This is a genomic window from Halorubrum trapanicum (assembly GCF_002355655.1).
Taxonomy (GTDB): domain Archaea; phylum Halobacteriota; class Halobacteria; order Halobacteriales; family Haloferacaceae; genus Halorubrum; species Halorubrum trapanicum_A.
In genome coordinates this window covers 1,765,063-1,787,834 of sequence record NZ_AP017569.1, presented here as the reverse complement: position 1 = coordinate 1,787,834, position 22,772 = coordinate 1,765,063, and the positions used below count along the sequence as shown (strand labels likewise).

At 67.0% G+C, this 22,772-nt stretch carries 23 protein-coding genes; 10 read left to right on the top strand and 13 right to left on the bottom strand.

What is annotated here, in order from left to right:
• Positions 1-37: 37 nt before the first annotated feature.
• From CPZ01_RS08630 to CPZ01_RS08610, 5 genes are all read left to right on the top strand, one after another.
• Positions 38-514: a hypothetical protein gene (locus tag CPZ01_RS08630; RefSeq protein WP_096394344.1), complete on the top strand. Its 477-nt coding sequence runs from the start codon at positions 38-40 to the stop codon at positions 512-514.
• 94 nt (positions 515-608) lie between these two features.
• Positions 609-1,421 carry a hypothetical protein gene (locus CPZ01_RS08625; RefSeq protein ID WP_096394343.1) on the top strand — a complete coding sequence of 271 codons (813 nt, stop codon included), beginning with the start codon at positions 609-611 and terminating at the stop codon, positions 1,419-1,421.
• A 67-nt stretch (positions 1,422-1,488) separates the two neighbouring features.
• Entirely contained in the window at positions 1,489-2,667 is a 1,179-nt protein-coding gene (locus tag CPZ01_RS08620; RefSeq protein WP_096394342.1) for an aminopeptidase, read from the top strand.
• Positions 2,668-2,830: 163 nt separating this feature from the next.
• Positions 2,831-3,052, top strand: a complete 222-nt coding sequence (locus CPZ01_RS15620; RefSeq protein ID WP_096394341.1) for a hypothetical protein — start codon at positions 2,831-2,833, stop codon at positions 3,050-3,052.
• A gap of 591 nt (positions 3,053-3,643) precedes the next feature.
• Positions 3,644-3,889 (top strand): hypothetical protein, encoded by a 246-nt coding sequence (locus tag CPZ01_RS08610; protein WP_096394340.1) that lies wholly within the window; start codon positions 3,644-3,646, stop codon positions 3,887-3,889.
• Positions 3,890-4,734: 845 nt separating this feature from the next.
• On the opposite strand, the gene CPZ01_RS08605 is transcribed toward CPZ01_RS08610, so the two are convergent.
• On the bottom strand, positions 4,735-6,039 hold the full coding sequence (locus CPZ01_RS08605) for an O-acetylhomoserine aminocarboxypropyltransferase/cysteine synthase family protein (RefSeq protein ID WP_096394339.1): 1,305 nt from the start codon (positions 6,037-6,039) through the stop codon (positions 4,735-4,737).
• 161 nt (positions 6,040-6,200) lie between these two features.
• On the opposite strand from CPZ01_RS08605, the gene CPZ01_RS08600 reads away from it, so the two are divergent.
• Positions 6,201-7,430: an SPFH domain-containing protein gene (locus CPZ01_RS08600; protein WP_096394338.1), complete on the top strand. Its 1,230-nt coding sequence runs from the start codon at positions 6,201-6,203 to the stop codon at positions 7,428-7,430.
• 20 nt (positions 7,431-7,450) lie between these two features.
• Here CPZ01_RS08600 and CPZ01_RS08595 read toward each other — a convergent pair whose 3' ends face one another.
• From CPZ01_RS08595 to uvrB, 5 genes are all read right to left on the bottom strand, one after another.
• Positions 7,451-9,139, bottom strand: coding sequence for a ribonucleoside-diphosphate reductase subunit alpha (locus CPZ01_RS08595; RefSeq protein WP_096394337.1), 1,689 nt, complete (start codon positions 9,137-9,139; stop codon positions 7,451-7,453).
• 2 nt (positions 9,140-9,141) lie between these two features.
• Entirely contained in the window at positions 9,142-10,182 is a 1,041-nt protein-coding gene (locus tag CPZ01_RS08590) for a ribonucleotide-diphosphate reductase subunit beta (protein ID WP_096394336.1), read from the bottom strand.
• Positions 10,183-10,639: 457 nt separating this feature from the next.
• Positions 10,640-11,230 carry a hypothetical protein gene (locus CPZ01_RS08585; RefSeq protein ID WP_096394335.1) on the bottom strand — a complete coding sequence of 197 codons (591 nt, stop codon included), beginning with the start codon at positions 11,228-11,230 and terminating at the stop codon, positions 10,640-10,642.
• Between the two features lie 76 nt (positions 11,231-11,306).
• Positions 11,307-11,837, bottom strand: coding sequence for an SAM-dependent methyltransferase (locus tag CPZ01_RS08580; protein ID WP_096394334.1), 531 nt, complete (start codon positions 11,835-11,837; stop codon positions 11,307-11,309).
• A 146-nt stretch (positions 11,838-11,983) separates the two neighbouring features.
• Positions 11,984-14,038, bottom strand: coding sequence for an excinuclease ABC subunit UvrB (gene uvrB / locus CPZ01_RS08575; protein ID WP_096394333.1), 2,055 nt, complete (start codon positions 14,036-14,038; stop codon positions 11,984-11,986).
• A 128-nt stretch (positions 14,039-14,166) separates the two neighbouring features.
• Between uvrB and CPZ01_RS08570 the strand changes: the two genes are divergently transcribed.
• On the top strand, positions 14,167-14,571 hold the full coding sequence (locus CPZ01_RS08570; protein WP_096394332.1) for a hypothetical protein: 405 nt from the start codon (positions 14,167-14,169) through the stop codon (positions 14,569-14,571).
• Positions 14,572-14,904: 333 nt separating this feature from the next.
• Here the strand turns inward: CPZ01_RS08570 and CPZ01_RS08565 are convergent, their stop codons facing one another.
• Positions 14,905-15,201: a ribbon-helix-helix domain-containing protein gene (locus tag CPZ01_RS08565; protein WP_096394331.1), complete on the bottom strand. Its 297-nt coding sequence runs from the start codon at positions 15,199-15,201 to the stop codon at positions 14,905-14,907.
• A gap of 98 nt (positions 15,202-15,299) precedes the next feature.
• On the opposite strand from CPZ01_RS08565, the gene hisG reads away from it, so the two are divergent.
• Complete coding sequence (gene hisG / locus CPZ01_RS08560; protein WP_096394330.1) at positions 15,300-16,190, top strand: ATP phosphoribosyltransferase; 891 nt, start codon at positions 15,300-15,302, stop codon at positions 16,188-16,190.
• A 9-nt stretch (positions 16,191-16,199) separates the two neighbouring features.
• On the opposite strand, the gene CPZ01_RS08555 is transcribed toward hisG, so the two are convergent.
• The 3 genes from CPZ01_RS08555 to larB form a co-directional block, all read right to left on the bottom strand.
• Positions 16,200-16,472, bottom strand: a complete 273-nt coding sequence (locus CPZ01_RS08555; protein WP_096394329.1) for a GIY-YIG nuclease family protein — start codon at positions 16,470-16,472, stop codon at positions 16,200-16,202.
• Positions 16,473-16,624: 152 nt separating this feature from the next.
• Positions 16,625-16,777, bottom strand: a complete 153-nt coding sequence (locus CPZ01_RS15440) for a DUF7563 family protein (protein ID WP_008440770.1) — start codon at positions 16,775-16,777, stop codon at positions 16,625-16,627.
• 182 nt (positions 16,778-16,959) lie between these two features.
• Positions 16,960-17,727 (bottom strand): nickel pincer cofactor biosynthesis protein LarB, encoded by a 768-nt coding sequence (larB, locus tag CPZ01_RS08550; RefSeq protein ID WP_096394328.1) that lies wholly within the window; start codon positions 17,725-17,727, stop codon positions 16,960-16,962.
• Between the two features lie 303 nt (positions 17,728-18,030).
• On the opposite strand from larB, the gene CPZ01_RS08545 reads away from it, so the two are divergent.
• Complete coding sequence (locus CPZ01_RS08545; protein ID WP_004047560.1) at positions 18,031-18,198, top strand: DUF1931 family protein; 168 nt, start codon at positions 18,031-18,033, stop codon at positions 18,196-18,198.
• Positions 18,199-18,284: 86 nt separating this feature from the next.
• On the opposite strand, the gene rpiA is transcribed toward CPZ01_RS08545, so the two are convergent.
• The 3 genes from rpiA to CPZ01_RS08530 form a co-directional block, all read right to left on the bottom strand.
• Positions 18,285-19,046 (bottom strand): ribose-5-phosphate isomerase RpiA, encoded by a 762-nt coding sequence (gene rpiA / locus CPZ01_RS08540; RefSeq protein WP_096394327.1) that lies wholly within the window; start codon positions 19,044-19,046, stop codon positions 18,285-18,287.
• 665 nt (positions 19,047-19,711) lie between these two features.
• Positions 19,712-20,836: an ORC1-type DNA replication protein gene (locus CPZ01_RS08535; protein ID WP_096394326.1), complete on the bottom strand. Its 1,125-nt coding sequence runs from the start codon at positions 20,834-20,836 to the stop codon at positions 19,712-19,714.
• Positions 20,837-20,941: 105 nt separating this feature from the next.
• On the bottom strand, positions 20,942-22,033 hold the full coding sequence (locus CPZ01_RS08530) for a THUMP domain-containing protein (RefSeq protein WP_096394325.1): 1,092 nt from the start codon (positions 22,031-22,033) through the stop codon (positions 20,942-20,944).
• A gap of 84 nt (positions 22,034-22,117) precedes the next feature.
• On the opposite strand from CPZ01_RS08530, the gene CPZ01_RS08525 reads away from it, so the two are divergent.
• Entirely contained in the window at positions 22,118-22,678 is a 561-nt protein-coding gene (locus CPZ01_RS08525; RefSeq protein WP_096394324.1) for a TATA-box-binding protein, read from the top strand.
• Positions 22,679-22,772: the final 94 nt, after the last annotated feature.

Here is a 22,772-nt window from a genome sequence, read left to right as displayed (position 1 = left end):
AAGCATATAGTTCGCTCGGGGCTATCCGCCCGGCGCGATGGACCGCAGGCTCCTCGCCGTCCCGGGCGCCCTCCTCCTGCTCGTCCTGATCGCGGACGTGAGCGTCGTCGGCTGGGAGGCGACGTTTCGGGCGGGCGCGGGGCTCGACCAGCACTCGGCCGTGAACGCCAGCGACCTCCCCGCGCGGTGCGCCGACACCGCGGTCGCCCTCGCGGACGGCCGCACCGTCTCGATCCGCGGGTATCGGGTCGCGCCCGGATCGATCGACCTCCTGTTCGAACGCGCCTCGACCTCCGGAGAGTGGGCCCTCGGCGACGCGAACTGCGCGGACCGGCTCGCCGGCCTCGACAACCTGCGCGTCGACGGGGAGTCGTACAGGGTCCTCGGAAGCTACTCGCGCGACCGGCTGGACCGGACCCCGGCGGCCGGGCTGGCGAGGCTCGGCAGCGGGCTCGTCGGCGTCGCGCTGCTCGCGATCGGGCTCTTCGCGGCCGTCCACCGAGACACCGGGTGACGACCGCGGTGGGAAGGTGCGATCGCCCGCTCGACCGGGACGCGACGCCGGCCACCGGCCGATTTTAATACCTCCCTGTCCCGATGGCGACGGCATGGAGTGGCACGACCGGGTGGACGACGGAGCGGACATGCTGCGCCGACAGGCGGTCCGAATTCCCCTCCCCGATGCGGAGGCGGAGCGGGACCTCCACGAGAATATGAGCCGGATCGCGGACGCCGGCGAGCGAAAGAGCCGGCTGCTCGACGATCCGGACGTCCCGCTGACGGAGGTGTACGAGGACGAGCTAAAGGAGATGCGACGGAGCTTCGAGCACCGCCTCCAGCAGGTCGCCGGCGAGGAGTACTACGACGTCGCGACCGCCTACCTCGACGGGGAACGCGACGACTGGATCGGGGCGCTCGCGGCGTACTACCTGGAGTGTTACTACCGCTTACAGGAGCGCTACACCGTCGACGACCAGATCTTCTTTCTGTTGATCCTGCGGTACCCCGACAGTTTCACGGTGAACCTCAGTTTCCTCAGCGGTGAGATCGGCGCGGACGCGGTTCGGTACGAGTCCGCCGCGCTCGCGGACGCGGACCTCACGGATCGCGGTCGGGAACAGTACTACGCGGACAGCCAGTACTCCCAGCATGAGGCCGCGGAGTATCTCCGCGAGAGGGTCGGCTGTATTCGCGAGGCGTTCCCGGACCCGGACACGACGCCGATCGAGCGGCGGCGTTACGGCGGGTTCATCCATCTCACCGGACGACAGGGACCGACGTTCGCGGAGCTACTCGACTCCCGCACTCCGGACCCGGACCGATTCGACGAGCCGGCCACGACGCCAAGCATCGTCTCGGAGGGGTCGGAGGCGAAACGAGCGAAACGAACCCTCCTCACCGACGCCGAGGTGTTGATCTGACCGGCCGGGGGTGACCGGTTCGACCGTCCCGGCACCGATTTACCGCTCCCCCGCCACACACCGGATAATGGACGAACGCGTACGCGAGCACGCCGAAGTGCTCGTCGACTGGAGCGCGCGGGTCGAGGCCGGCGACGACGTCGTCGTCAGCGTGGCGGAGGACGCCCACGAGCTGGGCGTCGCGGTCGCCGAGGCGCTCGGCGAGCGCGGGGCGAACGTCACGGCCCTGTACGGGTCGAGCGAGGTCTCCCGCGCTTATTTAAAAGGGGTCGAGGCGAGGGTCGAGGGCGAGGCCGACGACGACGACGCCGAAACCGGAGCCGACGCCGCGGTCGAGGCCGACGACTTCGACGCGGACCCCGAGGTCGAGCGCGCGATGTTCGAGGCGGCCGACGCGTACCTCCGGATCGGGGGCGGGCGCAACACCACCGCGACCGCGGACGTCGGCCGGAAGACACGGCAGGCGTACGCGAAAGCGCGGCAGGGCGTCCGCGAGGCGCGAATGGACACCGACTGGGTGTCGACGGTCCACCCCACCCGCTCCCTCGCCCAGCAGGCGGGGATGGCCTACGAGGAGTACCGCGACTTCGTCTACGACGCGGTCCTCCGCGACTGGGAGTCGCTCGCCGAGGAGATGGCGCAGATGAAGGAGATCCTCGACGCGGGTGAGGAGGTCCGGATCGTCACCGAGCGCGACGGCGCGCCCGACACCGACGTGACGATGTCGATCGCGGGCCGCACCGCGGTCAACTCCGCCGCCTCCGTCGCGTACGACTCCCACAACCTCCCGAGCGGCGAGGTGTTCACGGCGCCGTACGACACCGAGGGCGAGGCGTTCTTCGACGTGCCGATGACCATCGACGCGACCCGCGTTCGGAACGTCCACCTCGTCTTCGAGGGCGGGCAGGTCGTCGACTTCGCGGCCGAGGCGGGCGAGGACGCGCTGGCCGACATCCTCGACACCGACCCGGGCGCCCGGCGGCTGGGCGAGCTCGGCATCGGGATGAACCGCGGTATCGACCGGTTCACCGACTCGATCCTCTTCGACGAGAAGATGGGCGACACCGTCCACCTCGCGGTCGGCCGCGCCTACGACGCCTGCCTGTCCGAGGGGGAGTCGGGCAACGACAGCGCGGTCCACGTCGACATGATCACGGACGTGAGCGCCGACTCCCGGATGGAGGTCGACGGCGAGGTCGTCCAGCGGAACGGGACGTTCCGGTGGGAAGAGGGGTTCGAGGAGTAAGTCGGGAGGACGATAGCTCGACGGGAGAAACACCGGTTGGCTCTGTTGGAATCCTCAACTGGTGATATGTTCATAAAGGCGTGTTGAACGTAGAGCGCGTATCGGTCTCAAGATGAAGCGTATCTCACGAAACGTTTTCCGCGACGCTACTCCTAGGTCAGCTATGTCCACGACTGTGGCGACCCCGAATGCGAACGAACCTCGCGCGTACTGTGACTCCCAAATTTTCGACCACGATCCAATCTGTGTCCGTGATTGTGACGACAACTGCGGGTCCCCCCAGTACTTCTGTAACTACGCGTGTCTGGCGGCATATATCGATGAAAATGGCCTGACGACGGGAAATGCATGTGCGTGGAACCCCGATGAAAGCAACTGCTGCTAATCAGCTGTACTGCTAACAGAGATTGATGACTACATTCTCTATATTCATCACTCCGCACATTCCCATATCACACTTCAGACAGTTGTTTCACCAAATTAGGCAAGAGCCTGAGATTTTAGTGTACCTGATTCGGTCGGTCTGTAAACCGGTCTCTCCCCGGGTAAATAGCGTGGCGGGATTGTCACCCAATCTCAGCGAGGTCGGTCGGTGTCATCCTCTCAAGAGTGGAGGAACTCTCACTGACAGTCCGGACACTCGAAGACTTGGCTGTGGTGCCCCCAATCGATCCACCGTTTCTGGGTTCCACAATCGCTGCAGTACTGAGCCATGTTACGCTGATCCTCACCACAGGCACAGCTCTGTCCGGGCATATTGTACATACCGAGAAACACGGGACGCCAGTCAAAAAGACTGCGTCAGACGATTTCGTCGGCCGTCGACACGTCATCGTCCGCTTACATTCTCCGAATGCGATGAGAATCGTTCTTGAGGGTTCGCCACGAGGATATTGCAGACTAGGAAGGGTCAAACCAACATACGGCTATCGAACCATAAGAATATCCTTTCCCCCGCAAAAGGACGACACGTCACATGGCATGGATAGACTCCAACGGGGCGATCTACAAGACGATGGCCGAAGAAGAGCAACTGGGGTGGATAGACTCCAACGGGGCGATCTACAAGACGATGGCCGAAGAAGAGCAACTGGGGTGGATAGACTCCAACGGGGCGATCTACAGATCGATGTTCAAAGAAGAACAATTGGGGTGGATAGACTCCAACGGAAAGATCTACAAAACGATGGCCGAAGAAACCCCGCTCCAATCCTTCGAGTGACAGACCAACTCAATCGCTCCAAACCAAAGACCGCTCAAACTCGAACGCTGAGACCTACTATCCCCTGTGTCGTAACCGGCTTGATGTGACACTGGCCAAGGGAGTACGCAAGCAATTTAATCGATAACCGTTCCTCAGAAAAGTCACCAGTCTTCGCCCCCTATATAGGGCAGCGAGACACGGTTAAAGATGGATCTTCACGATGCAATGTATACCAGTCTGCAAGAAGGGAAGGATCTCAGAACTGCGGGTCTCAGAAGCCCGAATTGTCAGCGAGGCGAGTCTCAGTCGGAAGCACCGGAACCATTCCATCGGGCGAATCACGACCCAGAGGCCAGGAAACTCCGAGATGGACGGTATCAACGCCACCGCAGCCGAGTTTTCCCCAGCCGATTCGAGCGGCGGCGTTCAATGTGGCAACCCCGATTGTCCCAGGGAGGTAATGTAGATGCATCCAGCACCACCAGGTGACAAAGAACACTGGATCCGAGGTGAGGACGACATATTACACATTCCAGACGCGACCGAAGACCCCTTGTGCGGCCACGAGACCCACAAATCTCCCTTCCACTACACGCAGATCGGGCTGGATGTCGATAGCGTAGAAGACTGGCGACTACAGTACGTTTGTGACGAATGCACGGGCCAGTTAGACGCCTGAGGTCGACGACCGGTCGTTAGACAGTCAGGATGACAGAATACAGTATCGGAACGAACCCCAATAGGTCGAACTATCGACCCACCCTAACGTTGTCGCTGGCCGGAATGGAGATTAAGTACCAACTTCTACATATCGCAGTCGCTCGAATCGCATATCCAAACCGTCGGAAACGAGCGGGTCGCGGTTACGCGGTCGCCGCCTCGATGGCGGCCTCCAGGTCCGCGACGATGTCCGCGGGATCCTCGATGCCGACCGAGAGGCGAACCATGTCGTCGGTGACGCCCGCGGCCTCCTTCTCTTCGTCCGTCAGCTGCTGGTGGGTCGTCGACGCGGGGTGGATGACGAGCGTCTTCGAGTCGCCGACGTTCGCGACCAGCGAGGCGAGGTCCGCCTCCTCGACGGTCGCCCGCGCGGCCTCGTAGCCGGCCTCCAGCCCGAAGGTGAGCATGCCGCCGTAGCCGCCTTCTAAGTACTCGCTCGCCTCCTCGTGGGTCTCGTGGTCCTCGAGGCCGGGGTAGTTCACCCACGCGACCTCGTCGTGGTCTTCGAGGTACTCGGCGACGACGCCCGCGTTCTCGCAGTGGCGGTCCATCCGCAGCGGGAGCGACTCCGTCTGCTGGAGCGTGTTCCACGCGTCGAACGGCGACTGCTGGTCACCGAGGTCGCGGAGCCCGCGGGTGATCGCCGCGAAGGTGAAGGCGGCGTCGCCGAACCGCTCGGCGAAGTTGATCCCGTGGTACGCGGGGTTGTCCTGCGCGATCTCCGGGTACTTCTCGGCGTGGTCGGCCCACGGGAACGAGCCGCCGTCGACGACGACGCCGCCGACCGTGGTGCCGTTGCCGGTGAGCCACTTCGTCGTCGACTCCCAGACGAGGTCGGCGCCGTGTTCGAGCGGGCGACAGAGGTACGGCGTCGCGAACGTGTTGTCGACGAACAGCGGGACGCCGTGGTCGTGCGCGATGTCGGCGATCCGCTGGATGTCGGGCGTGACGAGGGCGGGGTTGCCGATCGTCTCGAGGTGGACGTAGGCGGTGTCCTCGTCGATGGCCTCGGCGTACCCCTCGTAGTCGAGCGGGTCGACGAACCGCGTCGAGACGCCGCGGCGCTCCACGGAGTGGGTGAGGTAGGTGTAGGTGCCGCCGTACAGCGCTGACGACGAGACGATGTTGTCGCCCGCGGACGCGAGCAGGAACGTCGTCACGTCGAGCGCGGCCATGCCCGAGGCGGTCGCGACCGCGCCGACGCCGCCCTCCAGCGAGGCGATCCGCTCTTCGAGGGCGGCGTTGGTCGGGTTCATCAGCCGGGAGTAGACGTTGCCGGCCTCCTCTAAGGCGAAGAGGTCCGCGGCGTGGTCGGCGTCGTCGAACTGGTAGGCGGTCGTCTGGTAGATTGGCGTCGCGCGGGCGCCCGTCGTCGGGTCCGGGTCCTCCCCGGCGTGAACGCTTCGCGTGCTGAACTTCGGGGCGTCGTCTCCTTCGTCGGATGGCATAGATCCTCGTTCCGCAGCTGCGTAGTTAAATCCGGCCGGCCCGTGCCGACGTTTCCGGTATCTCGGAGACCGGCGCTGCGGATGACGAATCGGCCGGCGGGGCGCGGGTCGACCCGTAAACTCGTGCCAACCGTTAACAGCGTCGGGCCGTAACTTCACCTATGGGAACACAAGGTCCGCGCGGCGAGTCCGCCGAGCTGGAGGAGGTGCTGGGAGAGATCCCGGACGGGGTCTGGCAGTACCTCGCGCTCGGCGTCGCCCTCCTCGTCGGCGTCGCCCTCCTCGGACAGAGCCTCGTCTTCGGCGTCGCGGCGCTCGCGGTGCTTTTGGCGGCCGTCACGGTCGTCAGCGCCGTGGAGATCGTCGACGCCTACGACAAGGAGGCGCTCACCGTCTTCGGGGAGTACCGGAAGCTGCTCGAACCGGGCGTCCACGTCATCCCGCCGTTCGTCTCGCGGACGTACGCGTTCGACATGCGGACGCAGACGATCGACGTGCCGAGCCAGTCGGCGATCACGCGGGACAACTCTCCCGTGACGGCCGACGCGGTCGTCTACATCAAGGTGATGGACGCCAAGAAGGCGTTCCTAGAGGTCGACGACTACAAGAACGCCGTCTCCAACCTCGCGCAGACGACCCTCCGCGCCGTCATCGGCGACATGGAGCTCGACGACACGCTCTCCCAGCGGGAGCTGATCAACGACCGGATCAACGAGGAGCTCGACGAGCCCACCGACGAGTGGGGGATCCGCGTCGAGGCCGTCGAGGTCCGCGAGGTGAGCCCCTCACAGGAGGTCCAGCGCGCGATGGAGCAGCAGACCGGCGCGGAGCGCCGCCGCCGCGCGATGATCCTCGAAGCGCAGGGGGAACGCCGCTCCGCCGTCGAGCAGGCCGAGGGTGACAAGCAGTCCAACATCATCCGCGCACAGGGGGAAAAGCAGAGCCAGATCCTCGAAGCGCAGGGGGACGCGATTTCGACCGTGCTGCGGGCACGGTCCGCCGAGTCGATGGGCGAGCGCGCCATCATCGAGCGCGGCATGGAGACCTTAGAAGAGATCGGCAAAGGCGAGTCGACGACGTTCGTCCTCCCGCAGGAGCTCACCAGCCTCATCGGCCGCTACGGGAAGGCGCTCTCCGGCTCCGACGTCCAGCAGATGGAAGGACTGGATAGCAAGGAGTTCGACGAGGAGACGGAGAAGCTGCTCGGCTTGGAGGACATCGAGAGCGCGCTCGAACAGCTCGACACCGTGGCCGACAGCGACCTCCGGACCGACGAGACGCGGGACGCGGACACGGCCCGCGACGTCGACCTCGGCAAGCAGGAGGCGGCGACCCGCGAGGCCGACCGCGACATCGAGCTAGAGAGCGAAAGCGAGCGGCCGGGGACGTGAGCCCGACTACGGGTTAGCGGTCAGCTCTCACAGGCCCGACACTCGAGAATATCTCGACTGAATTTCTGTGCGGCGTTCACGCTGTGCTGGTAGTAGAGGCTCTTGACTCCTTTCTTCCAGGCTTCTATGTAGAGCTGATTGATCTCCTTGACGCTCACTTCGCTCGGGTCGATGGAGACGTTCACGCTCTGTGCCTGGTCGATGTGTTTCTGTCGCTGTGCCGCCTGGTTGATGATCGCCATCTGCGGTATCTCGGCGAACGTCTTGAACACCTCCTTCTCTTTGTCCGTCAGACAGTCGAGGTGTTGGACGCTCCCGTCCTTATTCGCGATGCTGTCCCAGACCTCGCGGGTGTCTTTACCCCGCTCCGCCAGCAGCGCCTGTAGGAATCTGTTCTTCTGCGTCGACTTCAGCTTCGCACCGTCGCGCACGAAGTAGTTCGACTTCAGCGGCTCGATGCTCGGACTGACCTGCCCCAGAATGACGCTGCTCGATTTCGTCGGCGCCACGCTCATCGTCGTCGTGTTCCGCCTGCCGTACCCCTCGAGAACCGCCGGCTCCCCGAACTCGTCGGCGAGCGCCTCGCTCGCCTCGTAGCTCCGCTCTCTGATCGTCCGGAATATCTCCTCGTTCTTCTCCATCGCCTCCATGCTGTCGAAGGGGATCATGTTACTCTGGAGGTAGCTGTGCCACCCGAGGACGCCGATCCCGATCGCCCTGTGTCGCTTCGCGAACCGCACGGCCCGCTCCATGAACCGGACTCCCTCCGTGCGCTGGATGAACTCCTCCATCACCGCGTCGAGGAACCGGGTCAGCGTCTCCACCGCGTCGGTGTCCTTCCACTCGTCGTAGTGGAGCGCGTTCATGCTCGAGAGACAGCAGACGAAGCTCTCGTCGGCGGTGGCCGGCAGCGCGATCTCGGTACAGAGGTTGGACGCGTTTATCTGGTAGTCCTTGTCCTTGTACACCTGCGGCTTCCCCTCGTTCATGTTCCCCCGGAAGATGATGTACGGAACGCCGACGTTGATCCGGGTCTCGATGATGTCCGCCCAGGTCTCCCGCTTCTCCTCGTCGCCGTCGATCATCGCCCGAAACCAGTCGTCGCCGACGATGACGCCGTAGTAGATGTCCTGTACCGGGTCCCCCTCGGTTTTGATGTTGAGCCACTCCTCCAGGTCGTCGTGTTCGACGTCGATGTAGCCGGCGAACTGCCCGCGCCGGGTTTCGCCCTGGCTGATGACGTTAATGATCGTGTCGAACAGCTCCGTGAAGCTGTAACTCCCGTTGCTCTTGCCGTTGTTCGTTATCTGACTGCCCCGCGGCCGCAGCTCGCCGAAGTACCCGCTCGTGCCGCCGCCCTGCTTGGTCATCTCACCCACCTCGGCTTGGGTGTAGAGGATACTCTCGATGTTGTCCTCCATGTAGCTGCCGAAACAGCTGATAGGGAGGCCTCTGTCCAGTCCGAAGTTGGCCCACACCGGGCTGGCGAGGCTGTAGAAGCCGCGGCTCATGTACTCGTAGAACCTGTCCGCGAAGCCCTCCTCGCCGAGGATCTCTTCGGCGCGCTCCGCTATCTGTCTGACTCGCTCTTCCGCTTCGACACCCTCGATCAGGTATCCCTCTCTGAGGAACTCCCTGCTGTCCTCGTTCAGCCAGTAAAACGGTTCATTATGCTGTTCCGCAACGCCGTCGAGTGCTGTTTGTGCCATCGTTAGAACATGTCCTCCGCGGTAACGCTCTGCGTGTGTTTGTTGTACGTGGTCGACCGCTTGCTGAAGAAGTCGTTATCCTTCGTCATCATGATGTCCTCGTCGAACCAGCGCGTCTCCTCGAGCAGGTCGTCGTCCGTCTCGAATATCGGTTCCACGCCGACGTTTGCGAGGCTCTGATTGAACCGGTCTCGCAGGAACACGTCGACGTGCGCCCGGGGGAGGAACTCCAGTTCGCCGTCGGCGAATATCCAGTCCAGAATCTCCGTCTCCGCCTCGTAGGCCTGCCGACAGGCCTCCTGGACGTCCTCCTCGAAGTCGTCGTCGAAGAGGTCCGGGTTCTCCGCTCTGATCGTCTCCACCAGCTCGACCCCGAACAGCCCGTGAATCTGCTCCTCCTTGCTGGTCGCTTCGACGGCGTTCGCTATCCCCGTGAACTTCTTTTCGTGCTTGTCGAAGCTCGTCATGATGAGAAACTGGCTGAACAGCGACACGTGCTCGACGAACGCGCTGAACAGCAGGATGCTCATCACGTACTCCCGCTCGTCGTCGCTCTCGCTCTTCTCCAGATACTGGTCGAGGTACTCGATCCGCTCTTTGATCGCCGGCTCCTCGGTCACCTGCTCGAAGTCGTCCGTGATCCCTAAGACGTCCAGTAGGTGACTGTACGCGTCCATGTGCCGCACCTCGCTTTCCGCGAAGGTCATGCCCACGTTCCCGACCTCGGCTTTGGGCATCTCCTCGTAGATGTCCGACCAGAACGTCTTCACCTGCACCTCGATCTGCGCGATAGCCAACATCGTCCGCTTGATAACCGTCTGCTCGGCGGGCGTCGTGTTGACCTTGAAATCCTGGACGTCCCCGTCGAAGTTGAACTCCGTGTGCACCCAGTAGCTGTTCCGGATCGCCTCGACGTAGTCGAGGAACTCGCCGTACTCGTAGGGCTTCAGCTGTGTTCGCTCCGAGAAGATGTCCGTCTCTCTCTCTGTGTCTGTACTCGCGTCGGTGTTCGCGTTGGTGTTCGCGTTTTCGCTTTCACTCATTTGGCCGTCTCGAACGTGACCGATCGCGTTGAATTGCCGCTGCCACTGTCTGTCGTCAGTCCGGTGGGTCCGACCGCAGTCGTGTCGCTCGGGAGACGGTCTCACAGCGTACCGTGTGTGTAGCCGTGTGAACCGTATCGGACCACACAGACTCCACTGGGATAAGTATTACCAACAGAGTTGTAATATAACAATCTAACTTTCATAACGGGAGATCGAGGTCGGTCCCCCGATCCGCGAACGGGCGGTGCCGAGACGGGGACTGCGCGGTGATCTCCGGAGACGGGCGATCGCGACAGCACCCAACTGGCGGCGTCGAACCCCCGCGCTGGTCCGATTGCGAGGGCTCCGACGAGCGGTTCGGCGAGAAGCGCGAACTCAGAGCCAGCCGCGAGCGAGCGGCCGGGAAGCTGATCGGCGGCGAGCGAGCGGGGCCGGCAATCAGGGCCGCCGGCGCTCAGGGCCGCCAGCGCTCGGGGTCGACCGCCCAGAGGAGGGCGACGGCGACGGCGCCGCCGACGCCGCCGGCGACCAGCGAGAGGGGGTCGGACGCGCCCGCCGCGATCGCCACCAGTAACAGGACCGCGCCGGCGAGGAGCGCGCCGGTGTCCTCCGTGATCGTCGCCTGAACCACCGGCGCTAGGGCCGCACCGACGACGGCGCCGGCGGCGATCCCGCTGCCCCGCCCGATGAGGGCCGCGTGCGCCGCCGGATTTGTCGCCGTCTCGGGGACCGACGCGGGGGCGAGTACGAGACCGACGCCGAACGCGAACGCGGCGGCGGCGCCGAGCGCGGGCGCGACCAGCGCGGCGCGCGCGGAGCGCTCGGTGCCGCCCGCGGCGGCCGCGCCGCCGACGAGCAGGACCGACCCGGCCGCGAGGAGTGCGGGGGCGGCGAGGAACGAGACGGGCGAAGGGGTGACGAAGGCGATTCCCTCTGCCGACGACGGCGAGGGGACGAAGCCGGGCGCGACCGTTCCGGCCAGCCCGAGCGCGGCGGCGGCGGCGACGAGGAGGGCCGATCCGAGGAGCCGACTGCGGAGTGACATGGAGGGTCGGACGCGTTCCGATCACAAAACGATCGCGGGACCGAGTCGAGGAAGGGGCGCCTCGGGCCGAGCGCACTCACACCGTGATTCCGGCGCGCCCGTCACCGATGGCAACGATCACGCGCTCCGGCGGCCCGCGCTCGTCGGTGAGCCGCAACAGGAGCGTCTTCACGACCGGCTCGTCGGTCTCGATCTCGCCGCGGACGCCGCTCCGGTCGACGGCGATCCGGAGCGAGCGGTCGCCCGTGCGGCTGATCCCGCCGAGTCGGAGTTTGACCTCCGGCGCCGTGAGCCGCTGAGCGATCACGAGGACCGCGTCGCCGCCGTCGTCGACGAAGTCGGTGCGCTCGACGAACTCGCGGGACTCGGTCGCGTCGGGCTTGAGCGCGCCCCGGGCCGCGTCGGCGGAGCGGAAGGAGGCCGCGTGCGTCACCAGCTCCTCGGGCCGGGCGAGGACGCTGCGTTCGTCGACCATCGGGTTGCCGTCGACGTAGCGGCTCCGCACGCCGAGGTCGCCGGGCGTCGAGGCGGCGACGTCGTGGAGGCGATCGACGCACCCGCCGGTGGCGACGGCGAGCGCGCCGGCGACGACCGCGCGACGGTACACGTGCCCGACTGCGACGCAGCGAGGTAAAAACCCCGTCGTCACGGTGACGCGGACTGAGAATCGGAGCGGCGGGGGCGGCGCGGGCGCCGTCGACGGTCGCGGCGGGGACGACGGCGCCGGGAGGCAACGCGCGCCGACGGCGACCGTTACTCGTCCATGGCCGGCGCGGGGACGCCCTCGTCGCCCGCGTCGAGCTCGAAGGCGCGCCGCAGCTCCGCGATCCGGTCGCGGATGTCGGCCGCCAGCTCGAACTCCAGGTTGCTCGCGGCCTCGTCCATCCGGTCTTCGAGCGCCTCGATCTGCGCTTTCGCCTCGTCTTCGCTCTCCACGTCGCCGACGCTGACCGACGAGGTGTCCGTCTTCGAGCCGGGGAGGTTCGTCTCGCTCACCGGCTTGTCGATGGTGGTCGCCTCGTAGCCGTGTTCGGCGTTGTACTCCAGCTGGATCTCGCGGCGGCGCTGGGTCTCCTCGATGGCTTCCTCCATCGAGTCGGTCACCTCGTCGGCGTAGAGGACGACCTCGCCGTTGACGTTGCGGGCGGCCCGCCCCATCGTCTGGACGAGGGTGGTGGTGGAGCGTAAGAATCCCTCCTGGTCGGCGTCGAGGATGGCGACGAGGCTCACCTCCGGGATGTCGAGCCCCTCGCGGAGCAGGTTGATGCCGACGAGCACGTCGATGTTTCCGAGGCGGAGGTCGCGGATGATCTCGTGGCGTTCGAGGGTGTCCGTCTCGTCGTGCATGTACGCCACGTCGACGCCGGCCTCTTCCAGGTACTCCGTGAGGTCCTCCGCCATCCGCTTGGTGAGCGTGGTGACGAGCACGCGCTCGTCGCGCTCGATCCGCTCGTCGACGCGTTCGAGGAGGTCGTCGACCTGCCCCGTCGCCTCCGTCACCTCCACCTTCGGGTCGACGAGGTGGGTCGGGCGGACGATCTGCTCGACGATCCGGTCGGAGGTCTCGCGCTCGTAGTCGCCGGGCGTCGCCGACACGTAGAGCGTGCGGTCCGTCTTCTCCTCGAACTCCTCGAAGGTGAGGGGTCGGTTGTCGTAGGCGGTCGGGAGCCGGAACCCGTTCTCGACGAGCGAGTCTTTGCGGGATTTATCGCCCTCGTACTGGCCTTTGATCTGGGGGATCGTCTGGTGGGACTCGTCGACGACGGTGAGGAAGTCGTCGGGGAAGTAGTCCAGCAGGGTGTAGGGGGCGTCGCCCGACTCGCGGTCGTCCATGTGGACGGAGTAGTTCTCGATTCCGGAGCAGTAGCCCGCCTCGCGGAGCATCTCCAGGTCGAAGGTGGTGCGTTCCTCGATGCGCTGGGCCGCCACGAGGTCCCCCTGCCGCTCGAAGTAGCTGACGCGTTTCTCCATCAGATCCTCGATCTCCGCGATCGCCTGTTCGAGCTTGTCGTCGGGGATCGAGTAGTGCTCCGCCGGGTGGAGCATGACGGCGGGCTCCTCGCTCACGACCTCACCGTGCATCGGATCGACCTTGATCATGCGGTCGATCTCGTCGCCCCACAGCTCGACGCGAACCGCGTACCGGCCGTACATCGGGTAGATCTCGACGGTGTCGCCCCGGACGCGGAAGGTGCCCTGCGTGAAGTCCACGTCGTTGCGCTCGTAGTTCAGGTCGACGAGGTCGGCGAGCAGCTCCTCGCGGCCGATCTGCTCGCCGACTTCGAGGCGCAGCGCCATGTCCCGGTAGTTCTGCGGGTCGCCGAGGCCGTAGATGGCAGAGACCGAGGCGACGACGATCACGTCGTCTCTGGTGAGGAGGGAGCGCGTCGCCGAGTGGCGCAGGCGGTCGATCTCCTCGTTTATCGACATCTCCTTGTCGATGAACGTGTCCGTCTGCTCGACGTACGCCTCCGGCTGGTAGTAGTCGTAGTACGAGACGAAGTACTCGACCGCGTTGTCCGGGAACAGCTCGCGGAACTCCTCGTACAGCTGGGCCGCCAGCGTCTTGTTGTGTGCTAACACGAGGGTGGGTTGATCGAGTTCCTCGGCGACCCACGAGACGGTGTTCGTCTTCCCGGACCCGGTCACGCCGAGGAGGGTCTGCTTGTCGGCGCCCGACTCGAACCCCTCGACCAACCCTTCGATCGCCTCCGGCTGGTCGCCCGCGGGCTCGAACGGGGCGTCGACGCGGAGGGGGCGGTCGACGGTCGGGCGGTCCTCGGAGAGGGGGGAGTCGGCGTCGCTCACGATACGCGTCGTTGGGCGGCGAGACACTTGAGCGGCGCGGCTACGTCGGTGACTGCGACGAAACCGGTCTCGCGCGGACGTTTCCGCGTGGGGGAAGACCGATTACCGATCGGGCTGAACGCACATCCGTGTCCCTCCTCACACCGGCCGCCGCGTTCGGCGCGGCTCTCGTCCTGTTCGTCTGGCTCGCGTCCGGCGTCTGGGTCAACTTTGACGCCCACGCTCGCGGGAGCGACTATCCGGCCGTTTGGGGGGTTCTCGCACCGCTTTCGGGCGTCGTGTTGTTCTACTACCTGCTGTGGTGGCGTCGCAGTCGGTCTCGGGAGTGGTCGCCGTCCCAACTGGAGCGAGCCACCGCCACCGTTGTTATCGCCGGTCTCGGTGGATTGATCGTCGGGAGTCTCGTGTCGCCGCCCGATCCGACCTCGCAGTTGACCACGTGGCCGATCGCGTTCGCCGGCTGTCTCCCAGTCGCGTACTGGCTGGTCAGAAGGAGATTCGACACGACCGGCGGCTCGCTTATAAATAGTTGAGAATAGATCGGCGACGAACACCGGCAAAGCCCCAGCCGCGAGGACTCGCGCGGCTTGCTGTGCTCCTCGCTCAGTCGCTTGCGCTCCTTCGCTGCGGTGCTTACTGCGCCGTGCTTCGTCCTCGCGGCTGCCCCTTTGAGTCCCGCCCCGCACCGCAACCGCACCTCACGCCTCCCCAGCCTCGTCGCTGACGGCGTCAGCCGCCAGCGACTCCCTCGCACGCGCTCCTCGCGCCCTGTGGTCGCTCGGAGGCGCGCGCCACCGCAATCGATTTCTCCGTCCTACACGTCTCAATTGTCGGCCGCACGCGACGCGAACACCCATGTCCAATCCTCACTCACTGTCCTCGTCTCGGTCGATCATCTCCGTAACCTCCTCCCGCGAGACGAGCTCGGAACTCTCGGTCCGGAGCTCGTGCTCGCTCGTCGCGATCTGTCGCCATCCCTCCCGCGAGAAGTCGGGGTGTTTGACGGCGTCTCGGACGGCGTACCGGAGGAACTCGCTCCGGGAGTTGAACCCCTGCTCCTTCCACGTCGCGTCGATGTCGTCGAGGAACGGCTTCCCGAGACGGAGGTTGATCTGCACCGTCTCCGGGCCGCCGTCGTCGGACCCCGTATCGGCGTTTGACATATATGCTTGCTTTACGCACGTATAGACATAGCTGTTTTGCCGAAGAGGCCGCGCAATCGGACGAAAACGTTTCCCCCTGTCCCCGCGACGCGTTCCGTATGCGCATCGCCGTCCCCAACAAGGGTCGCCTGCACGAGCCGACGCTCTCGCTGTTGGAGCGCGCGGGGCTCCACGTCGAGGAGACCGCCGACCGCCAGCTGTACGCCGACACCGTCGACGAGGACGTGACGGTGCTTTTCGCGCGGGCGGCCGACATCCCCGAGTACGTCCGCGACGGCGCCGCGGATCTCGGCGTCACCGGCCTCGACCAAGCGGCCGAGTCGGGCGGCGTCGCAGAGTCCGCAGACGAGGCGGGCGACGACGACCTCGTCGACCTGCTCGATTTAGGCTACGGCTCCTGTAAGCTCGTCCTCGCGGCACCGGAGGACGGCGACGTGGCGGCCGTCGAGGATCTGGCCGGCAAGACCGTCGCCACCGAGTTCCCGAACGTCACCCGCGACTACCTCGACCGCGTGGCCGTCGACGCCGACGTGGTCACCGTGACGGGCGCGACGGAACTGACCCCGCACGTCGACATGGCCGACGCCATCGTCGACATCACCTCGACGGGGACGACGCTGAAGGTGAATCGGCTGGCGGTGATCGACGACGTGCTCGACTCCTCGGTGCGGCTGTTCGCCCGCCCGGACGTGGTCGACGACCCGAAGGTCGAGCAGGTGGTGACCGCCTTCGAGTCCGTCCTCGCGGCGGACGGCCGCCGCTACCTGATGATGAACGCTCCGAAGGCGCGACTCGACGAGGTGAAAGAGGTGATCCCCGGGCTCGGCGGCCCGACCGTGATGGACGTCGAGGCCGACGAGAACGGGAACGGGATGGTGGCGGTCCACGCCGTCGTCGACGAGCGCGACGTGTTCGAGACCATCTCGGAGCTGCGCTCCGTCGGCGCGACGGGCATCCTCGTCACCGAGATCGAGCGGCTGGTGGAGTGAGAACGGGGCTCAGGCCCCGTTAGCGCTCTCCTCGCCGGGCTCGCCGATCAGCCGCACCTTCTCGGCGCGCGACAGCGACTTGATCGCGTGCTCTCGCGACATCGCCGCCGACTTCGAGTCGAACGACTCGACGTGGCGCAGGGTGACTGGGGTCCGCCCGCGCGTGTACTTGGCGCCCTCCCCGGCGTCGTGTTCGGCGACGCGGCGCTCGACGTCCGTCGTGTACCCGGTGTAGAGGGTACCGTCGGCGCACTCGATCACGTACACGTGGTGGTCGGCCACGGCCGGTCGTCCGGGCGCGAGCGCAAAATGGGTGCGGATATGCCCGAGTCGGATTGAGGGAGTGACCGGGTCGGATCGGGGGGTGCCCGAACCGAGGACGAGACGGAGCCGCCGCTCTCCGTGCGCTCGGTCTCCGATCGGCGTTTCGCCGGTCAGTCCCCGGTTCGCGTCCGCTCGCGAGACACCTCGGCGATGCCCGCGTTCGCGGAGCACTTCGGGCACGCGTTCAGGTCGCCGCGCTCGTCCGCGAAGACGCGCGCGAAGCGGTCCGAGACGTGCGACCCGCAGTGGTCACAGCGTGGCATGTGATGCCGACGTACGTCGGCAGTTACCGTACGGACTCGACGAACAAATACCCTTTCTCGGGCCCGCCGACTGCCGGTATTCGCCCGTTTAATCCCACCCGGAACGCGCCGAGACTCGCGGGAGTCCGCGAGGGGTGATCGCGGCGGTCGCGTCGGCGGTCGGCCGGTGCGGACGGGACCGCTCACTCGGCCCGCGCCGCGTCGACCGCGCGGGCGATCAGGCCGGCCTGCGCGCCGGCGACGAAGCCGGCGTCGACGTTGACGGTCGTGAGCACGGAACACGACTGGAGCGCGCCCGAAAGCGCCGCGATCCCCTCGCCGCCGACGCCGTAGCCGGTCGAGACGGGAAGCGCGATCACGGGGGCGTCGACGAGGCCGGCGACGACGGTCGGCAGGGCGCCCTCGCGGCCGGCCGCGACGACGACGACGTCGGCCTCGCGGATCCGGTCGACCTGGTCTAAGATTCGGTCGAGGTTGGCGACGCCGACGTCGTCGACCCGGTCGACCGCGGCCCCGACCTCGCGGGCGACGACCGCCGCCTCGCCGGCGACGGGCGCGTCCGCGGTCCCGGCGGCCACGACCGCGACCGCGGCGTCGAGCGACGGGGGCTCGAAGTCGGCGGCGTGCGCGACGACGGTCCCGGTCCGGTCGTCGCGGTCGACCGTCGCGCCCGGGTCGCCGTCGCCGACAGCCGACGCGACCGCCGCCGCCGTCGCCTCGTCCGCGCGCGTCACCAGCGCCCGCCCCGTCGTTTCGACCGCCGTCGTTGCCAGCGCGGCGACCTCCGCGGGCGTCTTCCCCTCCGCGAGGATCGCCTCGGGGATCCCGCGCCGCCGCTCGCGGGCGGCGTCGAACCGCCCCGCGTCCGTGGTCGCGTAGCCCGCGAGCCGCGACTCCGCCTCCTCGACGCCGATCTCGCCCGCTTCGAGCGCCGCAAGCGTCTCTCGCATGCCGGACCGTCGGCGGGGGAGCCGGTCGAACCTGTCGGTTCGCCGCGGGAGAGCGCCGCGCGCGAAGCGATCAGGGGTCGAAACGCACTCGCGAGCGTCACGCGACGGGGATCCGGCCCGGTCGAGGCGAGTCCGAGGCGGTGTCGAGAGGGGTTCGGAGCGCGTTCGAGCCGGAACGGAGACGAGAATCTCACAAGATTTATAAGTGACTGTGTTCGCAGCCCCCCGCGAACCGGCTTCACGGCGCCCCTCGCGGGCGAATTCAGGAACTCTTATTAACCATCACCGGGAAGGACCGATCGCATGGCAGACCTCATTGTCAAAGCGGCCGTCAAGGAAGCCCTGGACGACAAGAACGTCGCTTCGGACTTCTACGACGCGCTGGACGACGAAGTGGACGAGCTGCTCGAAGACGCCGCGCGCCGCGCCGAGGCCAACGACCGGAAGACGGTCCAGCCGCGCGACCTCTAAGACGGAACTCGTTTCCGTTCCATTTTATTTGAACGCTACGTGACGAGCGGCCGCGCTGTCGGCCGTGGCGCCGTGATTCGCCGGTTTCAGAGCTCGTCGACCCGGACGCCCGACTCCGTCCCGACGTGGACCTCGTCCGCGAACCCGACGAAGAGGCCGTGTTCGACGACGCCCGGAGTCGACGACAGCGTCGCGGACAGGGCGGCCGGATCGGCGATCTCGCCGAACGCGCAGTCGGCCACGAGGTTCCCGTTATCGGTCACCACGGGGCCGTCCTTCCGCTCCGCGCACCGCAGCGTCGGCTCGCCGCCCGCCTCCCGGACCGCCGCGGCGACCGCGGTCCGCCCCGCGGGGAGCACCTCGACCGGGACCGATCGGTCCAGCCGCGGCGACTCCTTCGAAGGGTCGGCGACGACGAGAAAGTGGTCGGCCGCGGCGTCGACGAGCTTCTCGCGGGCGTGCGCCGCGCCGCCGCCCTTTATTAGCGCGCCGCCGGGGACGGGGTCGTCGCCGTCCGCCTCGCCTCCGGCGTCGGCCCCCTCCCCGGTTCCCGTCGCCACCTGGTCCGCCCCGTCGATGGCGACGTCGATCCCAGGTCCCTTCGGACCGACCGCCTCCGGGAGGTCGAGGCAGGGAATCTCCTCCTCGCCCGCGAGTTCGCGGCTCGCGAAGGAGGTGGGAACGCCCCGAATGTCGAGGCCCGCGTCGACCCGGTCGCCGAGCCGTCGGATCGCGTGGGCCGCCGTCGACCCCGTTCCGAGGCCGACCACGTCGCCGTCGGTCACCCTCTCGGCCGCCGACTCGCCGGCGCGTCGCTTCATCGCGTCGCTCCCGCCGCTCGTCTTCATGGCGTCGACTGCGTTCGGGGGCGTTGAAAAGGCGTCGGGGCTGAAAGCGGTCGGTCCTGTTGAAATCGTTAGCGGTTGATACTTTATGTGTTCAATCGCTCAGTACAGACGTAGCGACGAGCGATTTCGGGAGTGAGTATCGCAGATCGGCGGTAGCAGGAGCATATTTAAAAGGCGATGAGCGATGGCGACGATCGCTTATAAAAGAACACCGCGATGCGGTGGCGCGCCTGCGAGCGGCCGCCACCGGCGGCCGCGAGCCAGCCCGCGAGGGAGTCAGTCGCCGGAGCGAAGCGGAGGCGACTGACGAGGTTGGGGAGGCGTGAGGTGCTGTGCGGTTGCGGCTGGGTGGGACTCAAAGGGGCAGTCGTGAGGACGGCGCAGGCGACGCAAGCACCGCAGGGAGCGAGCATCGCGAGCGACTGAGGAGCGCAGCGAGCGTGCGCCGTCCTTACGGCTGGGGCTTTGAGAGTGTCCACCGTAGCACCGCCCTACGCTTATAAACAACCGATACCGACACCGTGATCCGATTTATAAACGACTGACCAACTGTATCGATACACGTACTTCCGCTACCGATCGAGAAGCACTCTTCAGTGACCGGCGGTTACGAACAAAATATATTTAAAAATGATATTCAACAGAGCAAGCGGCCGACTTCGCCGTCACTCCAGCCGGTCCAGCACCGCCTCGGCGTCGTACGCGAGCGAGAGCTCCCGCGAGCGGCCGCGGCCGTCGACGTCGGCGTACTCCGCGTCGATGACGCCGAGCTGGTCGAGCTTGTTGATGATCTCCGAATAGCGGGTGTAGCCGAGGTCGGTCTCGTCGTTGAAGGCGTCGTACACCGCGCCGGCGCGCTCGCCGTCGTGTTCGGCGAGGACGCGGACGAGGTCGCGCTCGGACTCCGAGAGCCCGCGGAGCGACCGCGAGAGGTGGACGTGCTTCGACTTGTCGTAGGCGTCTTCGACGTCCTCCTCGGAGATCGTCTTCGACGCGCGCATCTCGGCGTTGAGCCCGGCGCGGCGCAGCAGGTCGATCCCGACCCGGAGGTCCCCGCTGTCGGCGGTGAGGTCCGCGACCCGCTCTAACTCGGCGTCGCCGATGACCCCCTCGTGGAAGCCGCGCTTGGCGCGCTCGGCGAGGATGTCGTAGATCTCGGTCGCGTCGTAGACGGGGAAGTACACCTCCTCGGGGCGGAAGACGGACTGGACCCGAGTGTCGAGGTCGTCGATCACGTCGAGACCGAGGTCCGAGGAGACGACGATGACGCCGATCTTCGCGCCGGAGTGGGCCTCGTGGGCGCGCAGGAGGGAGTACAGCGTGTCTGACGCCTCGTTCTCGTAGAAGAGGTAGTTCACGTCGTCGAGGGCGACCACCAGGACCTCGTCCTCCTCGACGAGCCGGTCGGTGATCTGCCCGAACAGCTTCTTGAAGGAGATGCCGGAGGAGGGGGGTTCGTACTCGAAGATGCCCTCGAACAGCCGGGAGAACACCGCGTAGCGCGTGGAGTCGACCTGGCAGTTGACGCGCACCGTCCGCACCTCGGTCCGGGCGCCGAGCTCGCCGAACAGCTTCTGGACCGCGGTGGTCTTCCCCGTCCCCGGCGGCCCGCGGACCATCGTGTTGAGCGGGCGGGAGCCGCGGACGGCGGGGCGGAGCGCGTACTTGAGGTTCTCCAGCTGGCTCTCCCGGTGGCGGAACGTCTCGGGGACGTGGTCGATCTCGAACACCGACTCGTCGCGGAACACGGACTCGTCCCACGAGAGCATGTCCCCGGCGTCCCCGGTCATGCGAGTACCACGAGAGGCCGCGCACTTAACCGTTGCCCGGCGCCGGAGCGAAACTGAAACTTGTCGCGCGAGCCCCGAAGGGAAGCGATTCCGCCGATCGGTCGTTCACTCTCGGTCCGCCGAGAGACCGGCCGCGACCCCTCCGCTCCCCGCCGCGTCGCCGCGACGCAACACAAGCACGTGACGCGTCAGCGACCGGTGGACGCGGCGCTCGAACGCCGCGTCGACGGTCCACCCGGCGTCGCGGGCGGGGGCGCGCCAGTCGCGGTCGGCGACCAGCACCGCGCGGGGCGCGACCCGAGCGGCCTCGTCGAGCGCGCCCGCGACGAGATCGGCGAGCTCGTGGCGCGCGATCTTCGACTGCCGACCGTACGGGGCGTCGAACGCGACGCCGTCGACGGCGTCGTCAGAGAGGGGCAGCGCGGTCGCGTCGCCGCGCGCGACGTGCCACTCCGGGAATCCGTCAGTGTCGGGAGTACCGAGGTACTCGCGGAAGTTCTCTCGCGCGCCGCGGACCATCTTCGCCTGCGCGTCGCAGGCGACGGCGTCGGCGCCCACGAGCCCGGCCTCCAGCGGGAGCCCGCCGGTGCCGCACATCGGATCGAGCAGGGTCCGCCCGGGTGCGGCGCCCGCGAGGTTGGCGTAGGCGCGGGCGTCCGCGGGGGCCATGCTCCCCGGCTGGAAGAAGGGGCGGTCGGTGGGGTTCGGGGCGAAGTCGCGGGCCGCCTCGGCCGCGACCCAGCCGAGCGCGCAGCAGTCCGCGTCGCCGCCGTCGGCGCCGGCCACCGCGTCGTGTTCGGCGCGCGGGCCGGCCGAAAAGAGCGCGCGGAGGACGTGGTCGGGGTCGTCGAGGTCGACATCGAACCCGCGGTCGACGAGGACGCCGCCGAGCGCGCGCTCGGCCGCCTCGGTGGAGACCTCGGACGTGCCCCGGACGTTCCGGGCGCGGACCGCGACGCTCCCGGATCGGTCGAGCGACGCGGCCCGGAGCGCGGCGGCCGCGGCGTCGACGTCGGCGTCGGTCCGCGCGACCGCCTCGTGGGCGGCGCGGGTGTACGCGAGCCGGCGGACGCGGACGCGGTCGATCCCGCCGGCCCGCGCGATCCCCGGCGCGAGGAGGTCGACGCCGGCCGCGGCGGTCGCGGCCTCGCGGGCCGCGAACGCGTCGGTCTCGCCGGCGAGTTCGAGCCAGTACACGCCGCCTGCTCCGCGCGGCGGCGCCAATAGCGTGGCGGTTCCGACCAGCCACCTTTTTACGGCGTTCGGGCGAGAGTGGAGGTAATGACGGCCGACCCGAAGGAGACGATCACCGTAGAGAACGTCGTCGCTTCCACGGGGATCGGACAGGAGCTCGATCTCCAGAGCGTCGCGATGGACCTCGAGGGGGCCGACTACGACCCCGAGCAGTTCCCCGGGCTCGTCTACCGCACCACGGACCCGAAGTCGGCCGCCCTGATCTTCCGCTCCGGGAAGATCGTCTGCACCGGCGCGAACTCGATCGAGGCGGTCCACGAGAGCCTCGACATCGTCTTCGAGGAGCTCCGGGCGCTCCAGATCCCGATCGAGGACCCGGAGGTCACGGTCCAGAACATCGTCACCTCGGCCGACCTCGGCGAGAGCCTGAACCTGAACGCCATCGCGATCGGCCTCGGCTTGGAACACATCGAGTACGAGCCGGAGCAGTTCCCCGGCCTCGTCTACCGCCTCGACGAGCCGGAGGTCGTCGCGCTGCTGTTCGGGAGCGGCAAGGTGGTCGTCACCGGCGGGACGACCCCCGACGACGCCGCGGCCGCCGTCGACGTGATCGTCGAGGAGCTGAACGGCCTCGGACTGCTGGAGTGACGACGCGGACCGAAGCGGCCGGCGGCGGACGGGGGAGCGCCGCGCCCGCGACGCGGATGCGACGGCGCCGACCCGTTCCGCGGCCACTTTTACC